16 protein-coding genes are annotated in these 17,990 nt (G+C 42.2%); 12 read left to right on the top strand and 4 right to left on the bottom strand.

All coding sequences use genetic code 11. From position 1 onward, the window contains the following. The first annotated feature begins 185 nt into the window (after window positions 1–185). Window positions 186–1,145, top strand: coding sequence for an aminoglycoside 3'-phosphotransferase/choline kinase family protein (locus tag V6984_RS21805; protein ID WP_342757698.1), 960 nt, complete (start codon window positions 186–188; stop codon window positions 1,143–1,145). 99 nt (window positions 1,146–1,244) lie between these two features. After that, entirely contained in the window at window positions 1,245–2,768 is a 1,524-nt protein-coding gene (locus tag V6984_RS21800; RefSeq protein ID WP_342757697.1) for a glycoside hydrolase family 43 protein, read from the top strand. A 10-nt stretch (window positions 2,769–2,778) separates the two neighbouring features. On the opposite strand, the gene V6984_RS21795 is transcribed toward V6984_RS21800, so the two are convergent. Next, a complete protein-coding gene (locus V6984_RS21795; RefSeq protein WP_342757696.1) occupies window positions 2,779–3,639 on the bottom strand; it encodes an AraC family transcriptional regulator in 861 nt (286 codons plus the stop codon). Window positions 3,640–3,999: 360 nt separating this feature from the next. On the opposite strand from V6984_RS21795, the gene V6984_RS21790 reads away from it, so the two are divergent. The 10 genes from V6984_RS21790 to V6984_RS21745 all read left to right on the top strand — a co-directional run bounded on the left by V6984_RS21790 (window position 4,000) and on the right by V6984_RS21745 (window position 15,723). Continuing rightward, window positions 4,000–5,382: an ABC transporter substrate-binding protein gene (locus tag V6984_RS21790; RefSeq protein WP_342757695.1), complete on the top strand. Its 1,383-nt coding sequence runs from the start codon at window positions 4,000–4,002 to the stop codon at window positions 5,380–5,382. 85 nt (window positions 5,383–5,467) lie between these two features. After that, a complete protein-coding gene (locus V6984_RS21785) occupies window positions 5,468–6,355 on the top strand; it encodes a sugar ABC transporter permease (protein ID WP_342757694.1) in 888 nt (295 codons plus the stop codon). 12 nt (window positions 6,356–6,367) lie between these two features. Next, window positions 6,368–7,210 (top strand): carbohydrate ABC transporter permease, encoded by an 843-nt coding sequence (locus tag V6984_RS21780; RefSeq protein WP_342757693.1) that lies wholly within the window; start codon window positions 6,368–6,370, stop codon window positions 7,208–7,210. 38 nt (window positions 7,211–7,248) lie between these two features. Further along, a complete protein-coding gene (locus tag V6984_RS21775; protein ID WP_342757692.1) occupies window positions 7,249–9,354 on the top strand; it encodes a glycoside hydrolase family 3 C-terminal domain-containing protein in 2,106 nt (701 codons plus the stop codon). A 238-nt stretch (window positions 9,355–9,592) separates the two neighbouring features. Continuing rightward, complete coding sequence (locus V6984_RS21770; RefSeq protein ID WP_342757691.1) at window positions 9,593–9,898, top strand: hypothetical protein; 306 nt, start codon at window positions 9,593–9,595, stop codon at window positions 9,896–9,898. A gap of 78 nt (window positions 9,899–9,976) precedes the next feature. Beyond that, window positions 9,977–10,942 (top strand): carbohydrate kinase, encoded by a 966-nt coding sequence (locus V6984_RS21765; RefSeq protein WP_342757690.1) that lies wholly within the window; start codon window positions 9,977–9,979, stop codon window positions 10,940–10,942. Between the two features lie 37 nt (window positions 10,943–10,979). Beyond that, complete coding sequence (locus tag V6984_RS21760) at window positions 10,980–13,103, top strand: glycogen debranching protein (protein ID WP_342757689.1); 2,124 nt, start codon at window positions 10,980–10,982, stop codon at window positions 13,101–13,103. A 138-nt stretch (window positions 13,104–13,241) separates the two neighbouring features. Further along, window positions 13,242–14,177 carry a S1 RNA-binding domain-containing protein gene (locus tag V6984_RS21755; RefSeq protein ID WP_342760068.1) on the top strand — a complete coding sequence of 312 codons (936 nt, stop codon included), beginning with the start codon at window positions 13,242–13,244 and terminating at the stop codon, window positions 14,175–14,177. 43 nt (window positions 14,178–14,220) lie between these two features. Next, window positions 14,221–14,691 carry a YbaK/EbsC family protein gene (locus V6984_RS21750; protein WP_342757688.1) on the top strand — a complete coding sequence of 157 codons (471 nt, stop codon included), beginning with the start codon at window positions 14,221–14,223 and terminating at the stop codon, window positions 14,689–14,691. A gap of 30 nt (window positions 14,692–14,721) precedes the next feature. Beyond that, window positions 14,722–15,723 (top strand): LacI family DNA-binding transcriptional regulator, encoded by a 1,002-nt coding sequence (locus V6984_RS21745; RefSeq protein WP_342757687.1) that lies wholly within the window; start codon window positions 14,722–14,724, stop codon window positions 15,721–15,723. Between the two features lie 19 nt (window positions 15,724–15,742). Here the strand turns inward: V6984_RS21745 and V6984_RS21740 are convergent, their stop codons facing one another. From V6984_RS21740 to V6984_RS21730, 3 genes are all read right to left on the bottom strand, one after another. Continuing rightward, window positions 15,743–15,997 carry a late competence development ComFB family protein gene (locus tag V6984_RS21740; protein ID WP_342757686.1) on the bottom strand — a complete coding sequence of 85 codons (255 nt, stop codon included), beginning with the start codon at window positions 15,995–15,997 and terminating at the stop codon, window positions 15,743–15,745. A 77-nt stretch (window positions 15,998–16,074) separates the two neighbouring features. Beyond that, the gene (locus tag V6984_RS21735) at window positions 16,075–17,388 is read right to left on the bottom strand and encodes a sensor domain-containing diguanylate cyclase (RefSeq protein WP_342757685.1); all 1,314 of its coding nucleotides are present in this window, start codon (window positions 17,386–17,388) and stop codon (window positions 16,075–16,077) included. Between the two features lie 45 nt (window positions 17,389–17,433). Continuing rightward, window positions 17,434–17,955, bottom strand: a complete 522-nt coding sequence (locus tag V6984_RS21730) for a V4R domain-containing protein (protein ID WP_342757684.1) — start codon at window positions 17,953–17,955, stop codon at window positions 17,434–17,436. Window positions 17,956–17,990: the final 35 nt, after the last annotated feature.

Here is a 17,990-nt window from a genome sequence, read left to right as displayed (position 1 = left end):
ATTAAAAATAGCTGATCTGAACTTTTTGCAAGAAGTCAAATCAGCTATTTTTTTGCTGCATAATACACTGCTAGAAAAGAATAAGATAGGAAAACTACAGATCATATGATAAAATAATCCTAAAATAAATCACATAAAAACCGATATAATTTCTAAATATAATCACATTGCCAAAGGAGATAAGAATGCCGGTTAGTATAACGAAAAACAAAGTAAGCGAACAGTGCATTGAGCAAATGATTTGTAAAGCTTTTCCGCAAGAAAAAATAAAAAATATGGTTGAATTGACGGAAGGCTTTTTCAACGTCGCATTTAAGATAAGCTTAGAGAAAAGGGATGTGATATTGAAGATTGCACCTCCTCCGGATGCGATTATAATGACTCATGAAAAAGATATTATGCTAAGTGAAGTGAATGCAATGAAAATGATGGAGGAGCAATCCGTTGTTCCTGTACCGCGGGTATTATTTTATGATAACGGATGTGAAATATGTGAAAGCGGTTATTTTTTCATGGAGAAGCTGGAAGGCAGCAGTTTTTCAAGCATTGCTGACAAGATGACGCAAGAGGAAAAGGATGAGATTTTCTTCCAAATGGGGAAGTACACGAAAGCGATTAACAGTATTGAAAATGATGTCTTCGGTTATTACGGACAGAAAGAAAAACAAGGAACTAATTGGTATGAGGTATTCTGTTCGATGGTGATGGACACTTATTCCGATGCAAGACGTAAGAATATCTCCATACCGGTTTCCGAGGAAAAGGTATTATCCATGCTGAAGGCCGACAAGAAGATATTTGAAGAGGTGAAGAAAGCGAAGTTCGTTCACTGGGATATATGGGCTGGGAATGTATTTGTTGAAAATACTACAGTAACCGGGATCATCGATTTCGAAAGGTGCCTATGGGCCGATGAACTTATGGAAGTAGGATTTAGGACTTATGGGTTGGAAAAAGCTTTTTTTGAAGGTTATGGAATCGAAGGATTGAGCTGCTCGCAGCTGAAAAGGGCAAAATGGTATGATATTTACCTGTTTTTAATTGCTTGTCTGGAATGTGATTATAGGATGTATGACAATAAGGGCATGTACGAATGGGGAAGCAAAATGCTTAAGAAGAGTATCGATGAAAAAGCAACTTCCTAATAAAAACAATAATTGAGAGAAGCAGAGCAAGAATTATATAGTAAAGCAAAAATTGATAAATTATAATGATTTTACTAAGGTATTGGATTGGAGGTAATTATGGGAAGTGTTCGTAATCCGTTACTTAAGGGATTTTATCCGGATCCGTCGATTTGCAGAGCCGGAAAGGACTATTATATTGTGAATTCTACATTTTCTTATGCGCCGGGAGTCCCTGTTTTTCATAGCGGGGATTTGGTGCATTGGGAGCAGATCGGTCACGTGCTGGTGCGTGAAGAACAGCTTTCCTTGAAGGGTGCGGGAATGTCTCAGGGAATTTATGCCCCGTGTATCCGGTATCATGAGGGTACATTCTATATGATTACAACGAACGTGTCCGGAGGGGGGAATTTTTATGTGACAGCTAAAAAACCGGAAGGGCCTTGGTCGGACCCTATCTATTTAAAAGATGCGCCGGGAATCGATCCAAGCTTGTATTTCGAGGGGGAGGATTGTTATTATATCGGGCAGCGCGGCAAAAAGGATTCGAGATATTACGGTGATTGTGAAATATGGATACAGAAATTGGATCTGAGCAAAGGAGAATTGACAGGAGAAGTCCATGTAGTGTGGGATGGATCCATGAAAAATGCCATTTGGGCGGAGGGTCCCCATTTATATAAAAGGGGAGAATATTACTATGTGCTCATAGCGGAGGGCGGAACCAGTTATGAACATAGTATCTGCTTCGCAAGAAGTAAGGATATATTCGGTCCTTATGAGGCTTGCCCTTATAATCCGGTACTCACCCATAGACATCTTGGACATGATGCGAAAGTACAGAATGTGGGTCATGGGGATATCATCGAGACGCCGGAGGGCCTTTGGTATATCGTTATGCTCGGAACGAGGCCGGAGGAAGGGTATGCTCCCCTTGGCAGGGAGACCTTTTTTGCTGAACTCGTATGGGAGAACGACTGGCCGATCGTTAATCCGGGAGAAGGTAAGCTGACGGAGGTTCAAGAAGTTCCTTTTGCTTTAGAAAGGGAAGTAACTGCTCTTGGCAATAGAGGGAATATTGAATGGAAAGATTCCCTGGATTATAGATGCGTCTTTTTCCGTTTTCCGGAGAAGGACATGTATCGAATGGAAGAGGGCGGAAGGCTCGCGCTTAAGGTCCTTCCTCAAAATATATTAGATGAGCTTTCTCCTGCTTACATTGGAGTGAGAGTTACTTCCAGAGACTTTTCCATGGAAACGACGATGGAATTTATTCCTTACGGCGGGCAAGAGGCGGGGCTAGTTTACTTATATAATGAAAAAAATTATGTTCGTTTTACCGTAACGGCTTCAGATGCCTCCGTTAATGGAAGTAAGGTGAGAATAATAAAGACGGAAAAAGAAAAAGAGACCGTCTTATTTGAAGAGGAGGCAGCAAGCTCCTATAGGCTGAAAATGCACGTAAAGGGGCTCTCGCTAGTTTGCATAACGGAGGGAAGGACACTGCATAGTACCGATATCCGCGGTCTTACCTCGGAGGCTGCCGGAGGTTTCGTTGGTTGTACCATGGGTATCTATGCGACGTCCAATCATGATGCTAATAACGGCAATTATGCCCGTTTTACACAATTGATTCTTACCTAGGTATTTGATTTTATGAAATGGTATACATGCTCCGAAACTCCGTGGGCGTACAATTCTTAATGATCTTGAACATCCTGATAAAGGAAGAGAGGCTTGAGAATCCTGAATTCAAGGCAACGTCCGTTATTGTATACTGAGGATTCGCAAGAAGCTTTTCTGCCGTAGCAATCCTTTTTTGGTTTAAATATTTATAAAAGGACACGTTAGTGAACTGCTTAAATAGCCTTGTAAAGTGGAACTTAGAGAAACCCGCAAGGCTGGCTGCGTCATCCAGAGTCAGGTTTTCCGTGCAGTGAGCGCTTATATAATCGCATATATACATAAATTTTTCGGTATATTCCTGCTGCTTATTATTCGTAACGTCAAATGTCTTTCTATTTTCCGTATAACTGCGTCCGATCAAAATGAGAATGGAAAGAAGTTTTCCGTAGATAGCTGCCTCCGAAAGAGGAGTGTTTTTCAGATATTCATCTTTGATTTCCAATAACAAAGCCTGAACCTGTGGATGGATCTGAGGATACTCCTCCGGAGTTATGACAATGACAGGAGATAATATGGATAGTACAGTTTCCAATTCTCTTATCTCACGAAGGACAGATATGTCCGGCTGAAAAATAATTCTTCTGCCCTTTTGAGGTGCATATAAGGTATGCAGGCAGCAGGGACATATAAGAATAATATCGTTTTCCCGCAGCACAAAGGTATGCTCACAGCATATGACCGTATATGTGCTTTCAGTGGGCATTATAATCTCGAGAGGTGTATGCCAGTGAGGCGGATAGTCTTCATATTTATTGTTATCATAAAGTCTTAAATTCGTGTTTTCTTTAAAATTTACAGTTTCATAAATACCTTTTAAATTCTCAATCATATCGGTCACTTCCCCTGTTTATCAATCAAAAAGTAATTAATAGTGTATATGACAATTTTTATGAGTTAATTATTGCCAAATTATAAATAAAAAACACCTAACAATTTAATAAAATAGTAGCAATACAAGACAAAAAAGTAAATATATTAAATCCATAATTAATTTTATTTGTTAAATATGTTATAAAAACAAGTTATATTATAGTATATTTTGACAATAATAATAATTTTAATATAACTAAAATAGCAATAATTAATAATTATAAGGCAATTATTCGAAAGAAAGAGTAAAAGCAGTATGTTATTTTAAAGTTACAAAGTTATGAAGTTGCCAAAAAGTAAAAATAGGGAGGTAAAGTAAATGAAGAAAAAATTATTGTCATTGTTACTGTCGGTTGGAATGATTACAAGTCTTTTGTCAGGATGCGGCGTATCTACGGATACGGGAAGTACGGCACAAACCGAAAGCAGCAGTACAGAGACTACCGATGCGGCTGAGACGGGAACAAAAACTGAAACGGCTTCAACCGGAGAAGAAGTGGAAATCACATGGATGTTTTGGGATGACCTAGAGGCTACGGAAGATTTAATTACCAAAGGTTATAAAGAGGTTATCGACAGATTTAATAATGATTATGCAGGAACCTATCATGTTAACGTTATAACTACGAATCTGGAAGAGTATGATACAAAACTGAATGCTCTTATCGCAGCGAAGGATACGCCGGATATATTCATTTGTAATCCGGGACCTAATCTGACACAGTACGTAGATGCGGGCGTTGCGGCTGATTTAACGGATATACTTACGAACCAGGAAAAGGATTGGTATAACAGCTTCAGTGGAGGTATCTTCGAAAGAATTACATATGACGGAAAAATAATGGCTGTTCCAACGAATTTTGCGGCTGCTTGTGTATTCTACAACACGGAGATATTTGAAGCAGCGGGTGCGGAAGTTCCTTCCACCTATGAGGAATTGCTAACAGCGTGTCAGAAAATCAAAGACACGGGATATACTCCTATTTCCTGCTCCGCAGGAACGGCATGGTGTTTATCCATGGTAGCGGGTTATCTTTGTGATCGTGTCGGCGGCCCTGATAATCTTCAGAAAATTGCAGAACATCAGATGGAATGGACAGATCCTACTTTTATCGACGCGGGCAATAAGCTGAAAGAGTTATCCCAATACTTCCAGGCAACGGCTGCAGGCGATTCCAATGATCAGGCAACGGCCGCATTCTATAACGGCGAAGCGGCAATGCTTATCCAGGGCTCTTGGGCTATAGCTCAGGTTAACGGTAATAATCCTGATTTTGAGCCCAAATGCGGTGTGTTCCAATTTCCGGCGGTTACCGGAGGAGCTGACCCGAATCGCATGATCGTTAAGACAGATAACCTTGTTATGAGCTCTTCTACAGAACATCCTGATGCGGTAATTGCATTGATGAAATATTTTACGGATGATACAGCGCAGAAATATACGGCAGAGGTGGGAGGAAAGATTCCGGTTGTAACCAATGTGGAAATCGATTACTCCAAGGCGCCTGCACAGTTATCCTATGTTCAGGATATCCTTGCTAATATGACGGGTACTTTCGGCTTCTATAATGAATCCCTGGCGAGTGTGGAAGCAGGAGATGTTTTCGATAACGCTATGGTAGATATTTTCCTCGGAAATGCTACTTCGGAGGACGCGTTCCAGAAAGTACAGTCCTTCTATGAAAAAAATGTCTGGAATTAAAAAGTAACGAATATTAAGAAGATATACGGGGCTTGAAATTTAGTCCCGTATTCTTTTAAAAAAGCATCGGGAGGTGGGTTCCCTAATGGAAAAGATTTTAAAAGATAAAAAAGCGATTGTCATTTTTATTGCACCCGCATTTCTTTTATTTACACTTGTTTTATTTATTCCTATTATACAGGTATTTTATTATTCCTTGTGTGACTATAATGCGCTGACAAAGCCGGAATTTGTCGGACTTAAGAATTATATCAATTTATTTACGGACGATGAAACGATGAGGACAGCTCTTAAAAATTCATTATTCTTCATGATATTTTCAGCTGTTTCACAGCAGATTACCGGATTGCTGTTAGCGGTTTTTCTAACGAATATAAAGCATGGAAGGAACTTCTTTAAGAATGTTTATTATCTTCCCTGCGTTCTCTCTTCAGCAGCTTTGGGTTTGCTTTGGGCATTCATGTTTAATCCCAAGATGGGAATCAATCAGATGCTGGCCTACTTCGGCGTAGAAGGTCCGATGTGGCTTTCTTCTACAAAGGGATTTATCGTTCTGCCTATGTGGGTTATCGCCTGCATTGCACTCTGGCAGTATGTAGGATCGACAATGATGCTCTACATAGCACAAATCAGCGGAATATCAAAAGAATTATACGAAGCCTCGTATATTGACGGTGCGTCCAAGGGACAGACCTTCCGCTATTTGACGCTTCCGCTTGTAAAACCGATGGTGACCATATCCTTGTCGTTAAATTGCATCGGTTCCCTGAAATTTTTTGATTTAGTCTATAATATGACACAAGGCGGTCCTAATCATAGTACAGACGTGCTGGCAACGCATTTATACACGCAGGGCTTCCAATATTTCAAATACGGCTATGCAAGTTCCATATCCGTCATATTGCTGGTTCTCTGTTTAATAGTATCTTTTCTTATCAATAAATTAATTAAAGCAGAAACTTATGAAAGTTAGGGGGATGAAGGTATGATTAATAAAAATAAAAAACCGGTCAGCCCGATTTCAATCATCATATATGTAGTATTACTGCTGTTGGTCTTAGTATATTTGGTACCTCTTCTATGGATGGTAAACGTTTCCTTAAAAACAAATGCGGAAGTATTTGCTTCTCCCTTCGGAATGCCGGAAATATTACAGATTGGAAATTACATTTTTGCATGGACTAAGGGCTATCTGGGAAGGGCTATGCTCAATTCTCTGATTGTATGTGTAATTGCGCTGATCGTCAGCATGTTTTTCGGTTCTATGGCTTCTTTTGCCATCGCGAGGATGAAATGGAAGCTGTCCGGACTTACGATGACATATTTTATGATAGGAATGATGGTACCTGTACACTGTGTACTAATTCCTCTGTTTGTGCGGTTTTCCAATCTCGGATTGACCAATTCGCTGGCGGGTTTGATTCTGCCTTATATTACGTTTTCTCTTCCGATGACCATATTTTTACTGGTAGGATTTTTTAAGGGCATGCCGAGAGAAATGTTTGAAGCAGCATGTATCGACGGATGTAATATTTATCAATGTTATTTTCAAATAGCGATACCTCTCTCCAAGACAGGTATGAGCGTAGCGGCACTTATGACCTTCGTAGGAAACTGGAACGAGCTTTTACTGGCAATGGTATTTATATCCGATACGACCAAAAAAACTCTGCCGGTAACCCTGACCTATTTTGTAGGGCCATACTCGACGAATTATGTTCAGATGTTTGCAGCGGTCATTATTGCAATAGCGCCTACGATTCTCGTTTATTGCATGTTCAGCAACCAGATCGTAGACGGATTAACGGCAGGTGCGGTAAAGGGTTAAATTTAAAAAGATAAAAGCTTGGAAAGGTAAGGTAAACAATGACGAGGGAAGAAGCGAGGCAGAAGGCTACCAAGCTGGTTGCAGAAATGACGATAGAAGAGCGCGCCGGGCAGTTAAGATATAATTCACCAGCAATTCCGAGGTTAAATATACCTGCTTATAACTGGTGGGGGGAGGCGTTGCATGGGGTGGCACGCGCCGGTACTGCGACAGTTTTCCCACAGGCAATCGGTATGGCGGCAGCCTTTGACGAAGAATTGATATATGAGATTGCTGATTGCACTGCAACAGAAGGAAGGGCAAAATATAATGGATATTCTGCTCACGGTGACAGGGATATTTATAAAGGGCTTACCTTTTGGTCACCTAATGTAAATATTTTTCGAGATCCCAGATGGGGAAGAGGGCATGAGACTTACGGAGAAGATCCTTACTTGACTTCAAGGCTTGGTGTAGCCTTTGTCAAGGGCTTGCAGGGGGATGAAGAGGTAATGAAAGCGGCGGCTTGCGCGAAGCATTATGCAGTTCACTCCGGTCCCGAAGCTCTAAGGCATGAATTCAATGCCTTAGCTACGCCTAAGGATTTGGAAGAAACCTATCTTCCTGCCTTCGAAGCGCTTGTAAAGGAAGCGGAGGTAGAAGCGGTAATGGGAGCTTATAACCGGGTAAACGGAGAGCCTTGCTGCGCAAATAAGATGCTGATGCAGGATATTCTTCGCGGCAAATGGGAATTCGAAGGACATTTTGTCTCAGATTGCTGGGCACTTAAAGATTTCCATGAACATCATATGGTTACATCATCGGCGAAGGAATCTGCGGCAATGGCATTAAACGCCGGCTGCGATCTTAATTGTGGAAATATATATCTTCATATATTAAAAGCTTTTCAGGATGGACTAGTAACAGAAGAAGCGATTACCAGGTCCGCTGTCCGGTTGTTTACTACCCGTTTTCTTCTTGGATTATTTGAAAAAACCGAGTACGATAAAATACCGTTTGAAAAAGTAGAATGCGAGGAACATTTGGCGCTTGCGGATAAAACAACAAAGGAAAGCATCGTTATGTTGAAAAATGACGGAATCTTGCCTTTGGATGTGGATAAGTTGAAAACTATCGGAGTAATAGGTCCCAATGCAAACAGCAGGAAAGCGCTGATCGGCAATTATCATGGAACCTCTTCGAGATATTTTACCGTACTGGAAGGTATTCAGGATTATGCCAGGGATAAAGTCCGCGTTTTATATTCAGAGGGATGTCAGCTATCGGAGGAAAGAACGGAAAAGCTGGCTTTTGCTAAGGATAGATTGGCTGAGGCGCTGACTGTGGCAGAACATAGCGATATTGTTATTCTTTGTCTTGGCCTGGATGAAACGTTAGAGGGAGAAGAGGGAGACACCGGGAACAGCTACGCTTCTGGAGATAAAGAAGATTTAAGGCTTCCAAAGCCGCAAAGGGATTTAATGAAGGCGATAGAAAAAACAGGGAAACCGGTAGTGTTCTGTCTAATGTCAGGAAGCGATATCGATCTGAGTTTTCCTGCCAGCCATTTTGGTGCGATATTGCAACTGTGGTATCCCGGTGCCCGCGGAGGGAAAAGTGCTGCCGATATTATATTTGGCGAGGTATCTCCTTCCGGTAAACTTCCTGTAACCTTCTATGAAAGCGTGGAAGAGCTTCCTGAATTTACGGATTATAGCATGAAGGGAAGAACATACCGCTATATGGAGAAAAAGGCACAATTTCCGTTTGGCTTTGGACTGACTTATGGAAAAACACAGGTTATGGGAATTGAGGTAATGGAAATCGATAAAAACGGTATATGTGTTGAAGTCATGGCAGAAAATCAGGGAATTGTAGATACCGACGATGTAATTCAGATTTATATAAAAAACCTAGATTCAAGATTTGCTGTTAGAAATCCGGCCTTGTGTGCTTTTAAAAGAGTGCATATAAAGGCAGGAGAAACGTTAAAGCAAAAACTGACTATCGATAAAAAAAGCTTTACTGTTGTTAACGATGAAGGAGAACGTTTCTATGACGGCAGTAATTATATTCTGTATGCAGGCATGAACCAGCCGGACGCAAGAAGTGCGGAACTGACGGGAATAAAGCCGATAGAAATGAAATTACAAATTGAATTTTAATTAAAAGAATAATTGGAAAAGCAGCTAATTCACCCGATATAAGGAAAAGATTAGCTGCTTCTTTATTTAATATACGAAATAGTATAAAAAATAATATTTTCACGGAATATTAATAGAATAATATGTTAAAAAGGATTTCAATATTTTCTAAGTCGAGATATAATGAAGGTATATCAGGAATATATTCAAAGCCGGCCGGGCGAAACCATTTATTATAACACATAAGAAAGAACAGAAAATGAGAAAGCAGTTAGAGGGACAGATAAATCTCTTCGATATTTTTATTTCTAAGGAATCGGAGAAACCACAAAAATCAGAGGAAGTAAAAAAAGACGGCAAGCAATATTTTGAAGAATGTAAGATGTGCTGGTGTTTCGACTGCAGACACAATGCCGTAAACGAAGGAGTCCCCAGAGAATTCATGGGAGAGTATAAGCCCTGTCCGTCGTGTACGTTTTGTACAGACAGGGATAAAGCAGATCCTTGTGAAATCGGCTCTTATGACAACGGATGTAAGGTTCGTTCCGAAGAGGAAGGAATTTAATGGTAACGGCCAATCAGGGAGGCTTTGGGAATTTCAGAAGATATTTAAAAATGTAATGCTGCAAAAGGAGAAGACGAAATGAAAAAGGAATTTGATGTAGTTGCGTTAGGGGAATTGCTGATTGACTTTACGGATAACGGAGTGAGTGAGCAGGGAAATACAATATTTGAAGCCAACCCGGGAGGCGCTCCATGCAACGTGCTGGCTATGCTTCAGAAATTAGGCGACCGTACTGCGTTTATCGGAAAGGTCGGGGAAGATATATTCGGAACGAAGTTAAAGGGAGTTTTGGAGGAAGTAGGAATCAATACTACCGGCTTGATTGTGGATAAGGATGCAAGGACCACTTTGGCATTTGTTCAGACCTTTGAAGACGGAGACAGAGATTTTTCTTTCTACCGCAATCCTGGCGCGGACATGTTGCTGACAGAAGACGAGATAGATGAAAAACTGATCAAGCATAGTGAGATCTTCCATTTCGGAACCTTATCTATGACTCATAAAGGGGTTCGTAAAGCGACGAAAAAGGTAATCAAAATGGCAAAGGAGCATGGTGCACTGATTTCCTTCGACCCCAATCTGCGTCCGCCCCTTTGGGAGTCTTTGGAAGAAGCCAAGGAGCAGGTAGCGTACGGACTGGGCAAATGCGATATTTTGAAGATTTCCGACAACGAGATTCAGTGGTTTACCGGAGAAGAGGATTACGATAAAGGTATAGAGAAACTGCGAAAGGAATACGGCATTCCTTTGGTCGTGCTGTCTATGGGAAAAGACGGAAGCAGAGCTTATTATAAGGATATCAAAGTGGATAAGCCCGCTTTTGTTCAGGAAAAGACAATAGAGACTACGGGCGCGGGAGATACCTTCGGCGGCTGCTGTCTGCACCATATTCTGAAATACGGTATCGATAATCTGAATGAAGAGAAGCTGGACGAAATGCTTACTTTTGCCAACGCTGCCGCTTCTATCGTTACGACGAGGAAAGGTGCCTTGCGCGTTATGCCCGCTAAGAATGAAGTGGAAGAGTTTATTAGGACCTATTAAGTTATGCCCACCGGATAATCGGGCTTGGAGGACAAGAATGGAAGAAAATAAGATTATTTCTCCGCTAAGCAGCATTCACATGATTCCGATGGACGTAATAGACGGTTTTAAAGTGAGGCCGGGGATGTATGAAATTAACGGGGCAGTGGCAATTCCCTGCGGTGTTAATTTCACGGTACATTCCTTCGGCGCTACCTCCTGCGAACTGCTTTTGTTTAAGAGGATGGAAGAGGAACCCTATGCGGTACTAAGATTTCCCGAAAATTATAAGATAGGAAAGGTATACTCGATGATCGTATTCGGGCTGAAGATCGAAGAATTCGAGTATGCCTATCGTTTGGACGGACCATATAACCCCCAAAAAGGACTTTTATTCGATAAAGATAAGTGCTTGTTAGATATATATGCAAAGGCGGTTACCGGTCAGAGTGTGTGGGGCATGGAGAAAAAAGAGACGGTCTGTTACAAAGCCCGGGTGGTGAAGGACGATTTCGACTGGAGGAATAACGGGCGGCCTTTGATACCTATGGCAGATTTAATCATATATGAAATGCACATCCGAGGACTTACCTATCACAAATCTTCAGGCGTGAAATATCCGGGAACCTTCGAGGGTTTAAGGGAAAAGATACCTTATCTGAAGGAGCTTGGAATAAACGCCGTTGAGCTAATGCCTATCTTTGAATTCGACGAAATGTCCGATTACCGGGAAGTAGATGGAAAGCCTTTAATTAATTACTGGGGCTATAATACTGTCAGTTTTTTTGCTCCGAATACGAGTTATGCAGGAAAGGTTGAATATAACAGAGAAGGTACGGAGCTTAAGGAACTTATAAAGGAACTGAACGACAATGGCATTGAATGTTTTCTCGATGTGGTTTTCAATCATACGGCGGAGGGTAACGAGCAGGGGCCATTCTTTTCTTTCAAGGGTTTCGATAATAATATTTATTACATGCTTACTCCAGAGGGCTATTATTATAATTTCAGCGGGTGTGGAAATACGCTGAACTGCAATCATCCTATCGTGCAGCAGATGATACTGGAATGCCTGCGGTATTGGGTAACGGCATATCACATTGACGGTTTTCGTTTCGATCTGGCCAGCATATTAGGGCGTAACGAGGACGGCTCTCCGATGAGCAAGCCCCCTCTGCTGCAAAGTCTCGCTTTCGATCCTATTCTTGGAAATGTGAAGCTCATTGCCGAGGCGTGGGATGCGGGAGGCCTTTATCAGGTAGGCAGCTTCCCTGCATGGAACCGCTGGGCGGAGTGGAACGGTAAATATCGGGACGATATGCGTAATTTCCTGAAGGGCGATTATGGCATGGCGGACATTGCGGCGCAGCGGATCACCGGCTCCAGGGACCTGTATCTTCCCGAATTCAGAGGTACTAACGCGTCGGTAAACTTTCTGACCTGCCACGACGGTTTTACGTTATGGGATTTATATTCCTACAATATGAAGCATAACGAAGCCAACGGCTGGGACAATACGGATGGAAGCGACGATAACAGAAGCTGGAACTGCGGAGTGGAAGGTGAGACGGAGGATAAGGAAATTCTCGCACTTCGCAGGAGAATGATAAAAAATGCGGCAGCAGTTCTTATGCTGAGCCGCGGAACACCGATGTTCCTGGCCGGAGATGAATTCGGCAATACCCAGTATGGAAATAATAATGCTTATTGCCAGGATAATGAGACCTCGTGGCTTAACTGGGATATGCTGGAGAAAAACAGAGATATCTACGACTTCTTTAAATACATGATTCAGTTTAGGAAGAAGCATGTTATTGTTCGGAAGTTTTCCGGACGATGTTCCTTGGGTTTCCCCGAAATCCATGTGATGGAGCCGGAAGAGAATCTTAAGGTACTGCGTATCGTTTATGCAGGGCGTAATGCTCAGGACGGCATAAATGATAAAGATGATATCGTGTGTCTGGCAATCAATGTATTCTGGGAAGAGCAGGAATTCTTGCTGCCGGGTTTAGTTCCCGGTATGGAGTGGTTTGTAGCGGCAGATACGGGGTTGAAATATCTTGCGGATGGTATTCCCCGGTCGGAGGAGGATATGCCGGAGGTAGCCTGTGGAAGAATGCGGATGATGCCTCGTTCGTTATGTGTGTTTGTGGTAAAAGAAGTGAGGGAATTTCGCATGTGATAAGTGGGTATTTTTAAACATATACATACCACCTGTGGTATAGGCAATTACCTGATTAAAAAATAAAATAAAAGGAGAAAGATTATGGAAAAAGATTTACTGGAAAAAGACATGCTGGGCGGAAACGCCGGAACCTCCATGGAGACGGCTGCAGAAAATGAGGCCGGAACTCAGGAAACGATGGCGGATTACAGCAGGGAGCTGGAGGCTTCTTTCAGAAAGATCGGGGAAGGGGAGATTATATCCGGTACGGTAATTTCTGTGAATGAAGAGGAAGTGATTCTCGATTTGAATTATTTTGCTCAGGGCATCATCAAGGCGGAAGATATGAGTAATGATCCGAAGTTTAATATTCTGGAGGAAGTGAAAATAGGCTCTGTTATTGAGGCTACCGTAATTAAGACAGATGATGGGGCAGGGAATATTCAGCTTTCTTGTAAAGAAGCGAAGGATATTTTATCATGGGATATTTTGAAGCAGTATCTGAATGATGAGAAGGAAATTTCTGTGAAGGTGAGCGAGGTGGTAAACAGCGGAGTTATTGCTTATGCGGAAGGAATTCGAGGATTTATTCCGGCATCACAGCTATCTCTTAGTTATGTGGAGGATTTGGAGCCGTGGATGAACAGGCAGCTTACTGTGAAGGTCATTACAGTGGATGAAGAGAAGAAGAAGCTGGTCTTGTCGGCGAAGGCCGTGGAGAAGCAAAAAGCGGAGACGGAAATTAATCATAAGATTTCTATGCTGGTGCCGGGTACGGTACTGGAGGGAACCGTGGAATCTTTGATGCCTTACGGCGCGTTCATCGCTCTTGCGGATGGACTCAGCGGCTTGGTGCATATTTCTCAGATTTCTTCGAAAAGGATTAAGAAGCCTTCTGAGGTGCTGGCAGTAGGAGATAAGGTGAAGGTGAAGGTGCTGGGCACTAATGACCATAAGATCAGCTTGAGTATAAAGGCTGTGGAAGAGGATTCAAGACCGGATGAAATGGAAGAGAAGGAAGCCGCGGAATATAGCTCAAATGAGGAAATCGGTACGTCTCTTGGAGATTTGTTTAAGAAATTAAAGCTTTAAGTAAGAACGAAAGAAGTAAAATAAAAAAGGAAGTAAGATAAAAATGTCAGTAGAAAGTGTTAAAAAATATTTAAAGCCTTTCGGGCTGGATGACAAGGTCAGGGAATTCCAGGTATCCAGTGCGACGGTGGAGCTTGCGGCTGCGGCTGCAGGCGTTATTCCGGCGAGAATTGCCAAGACGCTCTCCTTTAAAACGAATGACAGCGTTATATTAATTGTTACGTCGGGGGATGCCAAGGTCGACAACAAGAAGTATAAGGCCATATTCGGCACTAAGGCGAAAATGTTAACGCCGGAGGAGGTCATTGCTTATACGGGACATGCTGTAGGCGGCGTGTGTCCTTTTGATATTCCTGATAAAAACGTTAAGGTTTATCTGGATATTTCCATGAAGCGTTTTGAAACAGTCCTTCCTGCGGCAGGGAGCAGCAGCAGCTGTGTGGTAATGACCCCTGAGGAGCTGGAAAGAGCATCGCAAGCTAGAGAATGGATCGATATTTGTTCTATTACTTAAATTTACCGAATTACTGCGGAGGGATAAAAAGTGGCATCGAAAAAAGTGACTATTAAGGATGTGGCAAAGGAAGCCGGAGTATCCATATCTACAGTATCCAATGCTTTAAACGATGTAGATGTTCTGCATCCCGATACAAAACAGCATATTTTAAAGATAGCGGAGAAACTGCATTACATGCCGAATTTGAACGGAAGAAATTTAAAGGCACAGGCGACCAATGTAATCGGACTGTTCATTAACTCCATAAAGGGACCTTATTATGGAGTATTGGCAGATTCCATCTTTCGGGCATGCAAAAAGCACGGATATGAGCTGAATATTTTTATCAGCGACAAATCCAACAATATGATGGCAAATATTTTGGGCAAACGAGTGGACGGTGCCATCGTTTTAAACGGATGGATCAAGGAAGAGCATATAAAAATGCTGGTGGATAACGATATCCCCACTGTGTTCATAGATAGAGAGATGAAAGGAAAGTATATATCCAGCGTTGTGTTTGACTCCTATCACGAGGGCGAACTCGCCGCAAAGTTTTTGCTGGAATTAGGGCATAAGACTGTCGCTTACATGCGAGGTGTGGAGAACAACTTCGACAGCACTGGGCGAGAAAGAGGCTTTATTAACGTATTGAGGCAGGCGGGCATCACTTTGGAGGAAGATTATATCCTGCAGGGTGACTTTGAGCGGGAGGCTTCTTACAATTCCATGAAGGATTTTCTGGAGACGGGGAAGAAGCTTCCTGAAGCTGTCTTTGCCGCCAATGATGAAAGCGCGATTGGTACGCTGGAAGCACTTTTAGAAGAAGGCATCCGTGTGCCGGAGCAGATTAGCGTTATCGGATGCGACGATATCGAAACAGCACGGTTGGTAAGACCTTCCCTCACCACCATCAGAACTTCTTTCGAAAAGCAGGGAGCGCTTGCTGTTGAGCAGCTCGTGGGTCTGATAAAAGGGGAAGAGGAAGGCGGCATCACCATCTTGCATGGGAGAATCATACCGAGAGAATCCACTTGCCCTAGAGAATGACTCAGGGCAGGAGACAGGTTTACGTTTCATCATGGCGGGGATTTTGGGATACTTTCTTAACGGCGAACATAATTGCGGTGGTAATATTGGTTTGTGCCTGAGTGTTCAAAAGCTCAAATCGCGTCATCGCCTCACCAACGCGGGTCACAACATATCTTGGCGGCAGCTCGTTCAATACCAATGCGAGCACGTCAGCGCGGCATCGTTCACAAGTACACATTTTCGATGCCTTCATCAGCTCCGGCAGTTTATATTCAACCATTTGTTCCATCATGTTATTTGAATTGAATTTTTTATTCATGGAGGACGATTTCCTTTCTATCACCAGTACTATCTGTTGCTTGTTTAGAATCAACTATGCTGCTGCCTATTAACTGAGGCCGGAATTCCCTCTTTGCACCTTCTTTTTTTGGTTTTGTATTGATACATCTTTTGATCGGCCTCTTTTAACAAGTCTGTAATATTATAGGCAGAATCAGTACAATTAGAAAATGCCTTAATACCATAGCTGAAGGACATTGTATAAGGTTTGGGGGTCTTATTCCCGAGTTCTTTTAATTTGTCACACATTCTTGTGATGATTTTTTCTGCCGCATCCTCTTCGCTGTTTTTAAAAATAATCATAAACTCATCTCCTCCATATCTGCAAACCACATCCGAATCACGAACTGATGAGAGAAGTACGTTGGCAATAGTTTTAATTGCATAATCACCTTCACTATGACCGTAGTTATCGTTGATGGGTTTCAGGCCATCAATATCGATAAAGGCAATGCAGTGTGTTTTTGAAGAATCGGCCCGGGTCATAATATTCTCCAATTCCTCCAGCCCGGATTTACGGTTATAGGCTCCTGTCATTTCATCAATCGCGGCAGACATTTTTAATTTGCATTCATTAAACTTCCATTTACTGATATTGTCAATCACGTTGAATACGCACACTTGTCCATTTGGCAATAAAAACCTGTCGGATGTAATTTGATACCATGTGCTGCTGCTTTCTTCATAAATCTCCTGATGAATCGGAAAAATATTATTTTCTTTGTCAATTATGATATTTGTTGCAATAAATTTAATTACATTGCTTTTCGTTTGTTCTGAAATGTATTTGATATCTCCAAACATTTCTTTTGCTGAGAGATTGGCGTATATCACACGTCCGTTGCCGTCTACCTCCAAAACTGACACATGAAGAAGATTGAGAGTCTGGAGGATCTGATGATAACGCCAGCTATTGAATGATATTGACATACTGGGGGTTATGCTGTCAGCTTCCTGCGTGGAAAATACCGCTACCTGATCGACCAGTTCATTACATGCATCAAATAATTCACCGGTATTCTCAAATTTACTGACAACATATCCTGACCTCAGCTGCCGCAAACTCCATGTCAAAATAGACAGTTGGGAGTGTAACTGCTTCAATGGACTGGCCATATAGTTATGCCGGGGTGGCACTGGAGTATCCAGCTTACCTTGCGAAAGATCTGTTGCCAGATGATTTATTTCGTTCAAATTCTGAATCAATTGATTCATTTTCGTAACGAGTGCCTGCAGTTCGGGTATAGAGGTATGTACTTCCATTACGCCACACTGCTTGCCGGATAGCAGCTTCTCCAGTACATCTTGCATAGCTATAAGTGTCTTTTGACTGATATCGTCCACCTTCGTTACTTCCTTTCCTGACCATTCTCATATAACTGGTGCAGACTATTTTGGAATTGCGGAAAATCGGCAGGTTCTGTCTCCGGTAGACCAGCAGTCGATTTCTTTTACAATAAATTGACGACTGCTGTATGTTTCGAGAATGCCTGCAATAAATCCCTCATCATAGTCGCACACGGTTTCACCCGAAATAGGCAGGCCTGAACAATCCAGATCTTCTGAAACCGTTAAGGTAAAGGAAAGCGAATCCAAGTCGGCTTTATCAATACGCAGAACGCCAATTTTCAGCTCCTTTAGTTTGTTGGTCAGGTTAGCGATAAAGTAATCGAAGTCGCCGGAAAGATCCAGCACATTTTTTGCCAATTCGGTACCGGCCATATGTCCGGCTGCGCGATATAGGCTGCTGGCGGTCACTTCATCGTATTCCCGGGATAAAATATCTTTCAAGGTATATTGAAACAGACGGTAAATGAGCACCGGCATATCCGGCCCAAGGTTTTTTCTGCCCTCGCCAATATTTCCAAGACCTTCCCAGGTGAACTTGGATGGTTTATTTTCATATTTCATACAGGATTCCTCCTTTAAGGTCAATTGAAATAGAG

Source organism: Kineothrix sp. IPX-CK, assembly GCF_039134705.1.
Taxonomy (GTDB): domain Bacteria; phylum Bacillota; class Clostridia; order Lachnospirales; family Lachnospiraceae; genus Kineothrix; species Kineothrix sedimenti.
Note: the sequence above shows the minus strand (reverse complement) of the source record. Positions and strands in the feature narration are given on the sequence as shown.